Genomic DNA, 5603 nt, shown 5'->3' with positions numbered 1-5603 from the left:
CCGGCAATCTCTTTCCAGATCACGAATTTGCAGCCTTCTTTATAGCCGATACAACCGTACCCTTTGGCCGACTCGGTGATGTCTTTACCGCATAAAGGGCATTTTCCTATAGCTTGTTTTGTGTTATCATTGTCAAACCAGAATTCCACTTTGCCGTCTTTCAGCTGCAATACTGCGTCAAATTTGTTGCCTTTCTTTGATTTAAAGCCTTTGATGATACCGGTTTTACCTTTTGCCAGCAATACTTTGGCTTGTGCCGGGGTGATCTTTTTCTCGGCGATCTCCTTCCAGATCACGAACTTGCAGCCTTCTTTGTAACCGCTGCAGCCGTAACCTTTATTGCCCTCGATGACTTCTTTCCCGCAAATAGGGCATTTACCCAGGGGATCTTGATTTGCTTGCAAGATCATAATCTTCCGGGTCGGCCAGTTCAACTAAATGGCCGACGGCCCATGTTACAACGTATTTGTCATTTTCCAGGTAACCGTCTTTATTTTTGAATTGTCCAAGCGCTCCGGCCAGGTCCCGAGCCACCGATGGTTTTTCGGCTAAAATCAGGCTTTTCATTTGATTATGTCATCTCCCGGCAAGTAAAATCTTGAACCTCACCAAACTTGCCACCAACCATTTCTGTACTCTTTAAGTTCATCTCTAGCGCGCGCATTCACTCCGAATAGCCGTTTGATATCACGTTTACTGAACGGCCAATCCATTAACATAATGTTGAATTATTTTCCACTCTATATTTTAGATATGCAAACAAATATTTTGGTTCCCTTTTTCACCCTCTGAAAATAAAAAAAGGCCGTCATGTGCCTTATTTGCTGAACTAATATGCTTTTTCCGGTTGGTACTGATATGGAATTACGATCTCTAAATCCGGATGCGGGATGTACTTAAAATCGCCGGGATTGCGTGTATATAATGGCAATTTATATGTTATTGCTGTTGCGGCTATATAACAGTCTTCAATGTTATGTTCTCTATATTCAACAGATCGTCTGGAAAGGTAACCCGCTGTTCTAGCAACTTCAGGGGTTGTTGACAGAACCTTTGCAAATTGTGGTAATAGGGTATTAATCCTGGATTCTTCTTGTTCAGATATATTTGGATACTGTAATAACTCTTTTAAGGTATGGCAGGAAATGAATATATCTTTATCATTAATAATAAAATCTTCGATTAATTCTTTAGCGGATTGGGAATTAAATCTTCGCTCGTCCGTTTTGGGTCGGGAACTTCTATGCCACCTTAACCAATCAACGAGAATATTAGTATCCAGAAGCGCACCGTCCATTATTTACCTCTTATCAAAAAAAGATGTGTCTTTTGTTGCCCACATTCCCAAAAGGGCTTTTGCCGCCTTTAAACGGCGCTTTCTTCGCAATGCTTTTATAGGTGATAATGTTTTTGCGATTACCTTGATATTACTGTTTTTAGATGTAGTTGATTTAGATAACTTCATCTTACTCCCACCTTTCAAGTTACATTTTAAAGATTATCTCACTATCTTTGTATTATTGTCAATTTATTTGCGCCCGCTTAGACAGTTCATTTAAGCTGTTTTCAACTTTATAAGCATCGTAAATACCGTAAAGCCAAACTGCCGGCAGCAAGATAAAATTCGCCTCTTAATTAACGGATAGCTTTCCTACCCTGCTTGCTGCACATTTTTAACATAATGCACATCTTCCCGGTGAATAATTCTTTAAAAACACGATAACCCGGCTTTTGGCCGGGTGGATTTAAGTACGAATCTGTATCACATGTTATAATTGTTTTATTATAATAGGTTACATAATTAACAATACATTGTAAACCACCTCCGGGGATAAGCCCGGAGCTTCTCCACGGAATATTCCCATGTCATTGGAACACTGCCTGCTAAAAGCAGGTCTTACGATTTCCTCGTAAGCTACATCCCGGCTGTCACTGGGAGGCCCAGTCTATGAGCGATTACTACTCGTCGTAGATACGTTTGGCCGTTTTTTTCGGTGTCAGTACCTTCAACCGCATGTATTCCACTTACTACGGCAGCCTACGGCCTTTGGTGAACCTCCCGTTTACGAACTTGTCAATACACCGCGTGATCCTACCACATCGCAATGTATGTCGGTGTACCCGTAGGCGGTGTTGCCGCACCTGTAGGTGCGCCCGTTCTGCTTGGTGTATTCGCCGGTTCTCAAGGAAGAAAAATCACCATCACAGATTTCTTCTGAAAAAGGAATACACACCAACCAACTGAACCGCTGAAAAAAGTAGCTCTTGAAGGTCTGCCGCAGCTTTTTACTGGATTAACCCAAGAGCCTGGATACCATAAGAACCGGTTATGAAAAACAAATACAGGGCCTCTATGCGGAAGTTGGTCGGTTTACAAAAATCAAAATATAATGCATTGATTTCAATTCCACTGCATGTTAGAATAAGCATTAGAGAAGTGGTAAAAACTGTATGCAACAAAAGTGGTGATATCTGTTGGAAATTTCTCAATTTATTTGGAACGAGGATATCATTGAGCATATTGCCAAACACGATGTTACGCCGGAAGAAGTCGAGGAGGTTTGTTTTGGTCGTCCTCTTATTATTAAAAACAAACAAGCTACCAAAGGAATTAACCCCACTTATTATGCTCTCGGCCAAACCGATACCGGTCGTTACCTTTTTGTTGTATTCATATATTTTAAGCAGGGCCGGGCAATGGTGATTACCGCCCGCGACATGGACCAGGCTGAAAGAAAATATTACAAAAGGAGATTTCCATAATGACAAAATCAAAGCATAATATTCCCGATTTTAAAACAATCGAAGAAGCCCGTGAATTTTGGGAAATACACTCCTTGGCCGACTTTGCTGATGATCTTGAAGTGGCCAGAGATGTAAAGTTCGTCAAAAGAAATAACCTGGTGGTCTCCCTCGACCTGGAAAAAGAAGATATGAAACGCCTGCGTATGCTCGCCAATAAAAAAGGTGTCGGGTTAACTGATTTGATTACTCATTGGATTAAGGAACAGCTGCGTAGTGTTTAACTAACGCAAAACCCCCGGATTTCGGGGGTAATTTTTTAGCTCCAGACTTGCGGTTATTAGGCGTCTATAGTTTATTACAATTCCCCTCCTCGCTTATGCGCCTCCCGCATCTTTTTCGCCAGTTCAATAAGTTCGGCAATAACCTGAGCTGCTTCAATAGTGCGGTTATGATATGCGCGCAAAGTCTTCTCTAACATCTCGGCAAAGGAACGAGACTGCCTGTCTTCCGGCTGTTCGACGCCGTCGACCTTGCCCGACCTCACCGAACAGGCTCATAAAATGTTTTATCAAATGCCTCATCCAGTTTACCATCGCTAAATAAAATTACACACCATTCTTTTAAGCGATTATGGATTGCGTTAACTTGCTTTTCTTCTGAATCTTTTCCCTTTATGATATCTGCTAATGAATCCCGAATTACCAATTTGCGCCACTTATTTTTAAGTTCTTCTGGGCCAAATACGCTTATTGCCACATTGCTATTGCGCAATTTCTTTATTTTTTCTTCTAATTCGAACCCCATAATATTAACTTGTGGTTCAGCATCAATAGTTAACATCAAATCAATCCCTTTGGAGGCATCACAAAGCTCAAGAGCATGGTCTATTCCATTTAGTAAAAATCCTATAAATAACCCTGTTTTCCATCATTCGGTGCCCGCCTCCAGCCCGACATGGAGTGGATTCACCGTGAACTGCGCCGCAAGGGCGTCACGCTCCAACTGCTGTGGCAGGAATACAAACAAAACTATCCCGACGGTTATCAATACAGCCAGTTTTGCGATCTTTACCACCGGTGGTGCGGCACCCTTGACATTACCATGCGACAGACATACCGTGCGGGAGAAAAGCTGTTTATTGATTATGCCGGCCAGACCGTACCTGTGGTTGACCGCATTACCGGTGAAATCCGGCAGGCGCAAATCTTCGTAGCTGTATTGGGGTAAGCGTCAAATAAACCCCACCTTTCCTTTTCTCCAATCGCCCGTCTTGCATAAAGGCTTCGAGTTTATTCAACCCGGTTGCCCAGACTTAAAATAACCTGCATGGCCAAGTCCGGCGACTCCCTGATAATATATTCCAGATGCCGGCGGCTGAGCGAGCAAACCCGGGCAGTTTCCAAAGCTATGGCGGAAGTCGGCTGCGTACCCTCTCTGAACAGGGTCGCCTCCCCCAGCACCTCACCCTTGCCGACCACCTGTAGAATAACCTCTTTCCCCTCTTCATTCACCCGCACCAATTTAAAACTCCCCTCTTTAATCAAAAACAAAGTATCAGCGGGATCCCCCTGGTGAAATAAAATATCCCCGCGCCGGTAATGTTTTTTCACCGCAGCTTTACGGCAAACCTGGCTGAAAACCTGCTGTTCCACGCACTCAAATAAAGGCAAGTCCTTCAAACAAAGACGGCGATTTTCCATTGGAACAATCTCCCACCCATTGTAAATTTTTTAACAGCTGAAATAATTAAATAGCTATATAATCTTATGTATCATTTTATCTTAAAGGAGGATGATTCACCAATGACCGGAATGACTGAAAAACTTAAAAAATATGCCCACGATCTGGGCATAACAGCCATCGGCACCGCCCCCGTTGAGCGTTACCACCTGGCGCCACCCGGCCACCGGCCCGGGGATTTCCTGCCAGCTGCGAAAAGCGTCGTCACATTTGCCTACAAGCTGAACGACGGGCCTTTGAACAACCTTCCCGTAACCAGAAATCAGTACATGGTGGAATTTGAAGCCGTCAACCAGTTTTTACTGCAGACGGCCCACAAAATAGCACGCTTTTTGGAGTCAGGCGGATACGAAAGCGTGGCCTTTGGACCGGAAGCCGCCATCGGCGATTACCCGCGCTTGAAGGGAGACCTGTCCCACAAGCATTCAGCCGTACTGTGCGGCCTGGGCAGCTTTGGAATCAACAACCTGCTCCTCACGCCCGATCACCAGGCCCGGGTGCGGCTGGCCAGTGTAGTTACCACCGCCCCGCTGGATTACGACGAGCCGCTGATTATCTCTGTTTGTCACCAGTGTTTAAAATGCGTGCGGGAATGCCCATCCGGCGCTTTGGATGATTGGGAAAAAAGTTACTCCCCGCAAACCGGCTGGACTATTAATAAGGAAAAATGCGCCCATTATATGTTTGTAACCAGCGCCGGCAAGCGCTGCGGCCTGTGCGTTAAGGCATGTGCACAAAAATGATTTAAATTTGTGTAAACTGTTTTACTGCACCAATGCCCATATTTTTTTATGCTATAACCTGAATCCGTGAACTAAATATTAGAAAACCGCCCATAACAGGTGAAATATTTAGTATAATAAAGATACGCTAAGATAATTAAGATACTAATATTTCACCTGTGGGGTGCACACGTGAAATTCGTCATAGAACAATCTAACGAATACCTTACTACTCATTCCGGGCTTACATTTGTAGGTGCTCTTATTGCTAAAACCGACCTAAAAAAGCGACTTGATAAATCAAGAATACCAGGTGTATATACACCAAATATATCACATGGTGATGTGGCTACTTCATACATTGGCTTATTATGCCAGGGAAAAAGCGACTTCGAT

The 5603-nt window shown here is 43.7% G+C and carries 10 protein-coding genes and 2 pseudogenes; 5 read left to right on the top strand and 7 right to left on the bottom strand.

Annotated features, from left to right (window positions below):
- From BM299_RS18450 to BM299_RS19610, 4 genes are all read right to left on the bottom strand, one after another.
- The coding region (locus BM299_RS18450) for a topoisomerase C-terminal repeat-containing protein (RefSeq protein WP_281246399.1) at positions 1 to 404 on the bottom strand (404 nt) is incomplete at its 3' end.
- A complete protein-coding gene (locus BM299_RS18445) occupies positions 376 to 567 on the bottom strand; it encodes a toprim domain-containing protein (protein ID WP_092487932.1) in 192 nt (63 codons plus the stop codon). The genes BM299_RS18450 and BM299_RS18445, both read right to left, overlap by 29 nt.
- 262 nt (positions 568 to 829) lie before the next feature.
- Positions 830 to 1297 (bottom strand): PIN domain-containing protein, encoded by a 468-nt coding sequence (locus tag BM299_RS18440; protein WP_092487929.1) that lies wholly within the window; start codon positions 1295 to 1297, stop codon positions 830 to 832.
- Positions 1298 to 1300: 3 nt separating this feature from the next.
- Positions 1301 to 1465, bottom strand: a complete 165-nt coding sequence (locus BM299_RS19610) for a hypothetical protein (protein ID WP_165608442.1) — start codon at positions 1463 to 1465, stop codon at positions 1301 to 1303.
- Between the two features lie 1010 nt (positions 1466 to 2475).
- Here BM299_RS19610 and BM299_RS18435 point away from each other — a divergent pair.
- Positions 2476 to 2763 carry a BrnT family toxin gene (locus BM299_RS18435; RefSeq protein ID WP_092487926.1) on the top strand — a complete coding sequence of 96 codons (288 nt, stop codon included), beginning with the start codon at positions 2476 to 2478 and terminating at the stop codon, positions 2761 to 2763.
- Positions 2763 to 3026, top strand: a complete 264-nt coding sequence (locus BM299_RS18430; RefSeq protein ID WP_092487923.1) for a CopG family antitoxin — start codon at positions 2763 to 2765, stop codon at positions 3024 to 3026. Before BM299_RS18435 ends, BM299_RS18430 begins: the two co-directional genes overlap by 1 nt.
- 74 nt (positions 3027 to 3100) lie before the next feature.
- Here the strand turns inward: BM299_RS18430 and BM299_RS18425 are convergent, their stop codons facing one another.
- A complete protein-coding gene (locus BM299_RS18425) occupies positions 3101 to 3289 on the bottom strand; it encodes a type I restriction enzyme endonuclease domain-containing protein (protein WP_245779863.1) in 189 nt (62 codons plus the stop codon).
- On the bottom strand, positions 3286 to 3585 hold the full coding sequence (locus tag BM299_RS18420) for a hypothetical protein (RefSeq protein ID WP_092487921.1): 300 nt from the start codon (positions 3583 to 3585) through the stop codon (positions 3286 to 3288). The genes BM299_RS18425 and BM299_RS18420 overlap by 4 nt, the downstream gene beginning before the upstream one ends.
- 99 nt (positions 3586 to 3684) lie before the next feature.
- On the opposite strand from BM299_RS18420, the pseudogene BM299_RS18415 reads away from it, so the two are divergent.
- A pseudogene (locus BM299_RS18415) lies at positions 3685 to 3969 on the top strand (IS21 family transposase); the annotation flags it as partial.
- Between the two features lie 65 nt (positions 3970 to 4034).
- On the opposite strand, the gene BM299_RS18410 reads toward BM299_RS18415, so the two are convergent.
- Positions 4035 to 4445 (bottom strand): cyclic nucleotide-binding domain-containing protein, encoded by a 411-nt coding sequence (locus BM299_RS18410; protein WP_245779862.1) that lies wholly within the window; start codon positions 4443 to 4445, stop codon positions 4035 to 4037.
- Between the two features lie 102 nt (positions 4446 to 4547).
- Between BM299_RS18410 and BM299_RS18405 the strand changes: the two genes are divergently transcribed.
- Together BM299_RS18405 and BM299_RS19795 are read left to right on the top strand one after the other, a co-directional pair.
- Entirely contained in the window at positions 4548 to 5228 is a 681-nt protein-coding gene (locus BM299_RS18405) for a 4Fe-4S dicluster domain-containing protein (protein WP_092487916.1), read from the top strand.
- 171 nt (positions 5229 to 5399) lie between these two features.
- Positions 5400 to 5603: pseudogene (locus BM299_RS19795) on the top strand (IS1380 family transposase); the annotation flags it as partial.

This window comes from Desulfoscipio geothermicus DSM 3669 (assembly GCF_900115975.1).
Classification (GTDB): Bacteria; Bacillota; Desulfotomaculia; order Desulfotomaculales; family Desulfallaceae; genus Desulfoscipio; species Desulfoscipio geothermicus.
Note: the sequence above shows the minus strand (reverse complement) of the source record. Positions and strands in the feature narration are given on the sequence as shown.

What these genes read in the sequence shown, in the direction of transcription:
- BM299_RS18410 (WP_245779862.1), bottom strand. Translation starts at nt 4,445, where the DNA reads ATGGAAAATCGCCGTCTTTGTTTGAAGGACTTGCCTTTATTTGAGTGC.
- BM299_RS19610 (WP_165608442.1), bottom strand. Translation starts at nt 1,465, where the DNA reads ATGAAGTTATCTAAATCAACTACATCTAAAAACAGTAATATCAAGGTA.
- BM299_RS18405 (WP_092487916.1), top strand. Translation starts at nt 4,548, where the DNA reads ATGACCGGAATGACTGAAAAACTTAAAAAATATGCCCACGATCTGGGC.
- BM299_RS18440 (WP_092487929.1), bottom strand. Translation starts at nt 1,297, where the DNA reads ATGGACGGTGCGCTTCTGGATACTAATATTCTCGTTGATTGGTTAAGG.
- BM299_RS18430 (WP_092487923.1), top strand. Translation starts at nt 2,763, where the DNA reads ATGACAAAATCAAAGCATAATATTCCCGATTTTAAAACAATCGAAGAA.
- BM299_RS18445 (WP_092487932.1), bottom strand. Translation starts at nt 567, where the DNA reads ATGAAAAGCCTGATTTTAGCCGAAAAACCATCGGTGGCTCGGGACCTG.
- BM299_RS18420 (WP_092487921.1), bottom strand. Translation starts at nt 3,585, where the DNA reads ATGTTAACTATTGATGCTGAACCACAAGTTAATATTATGGGGTTCGAA.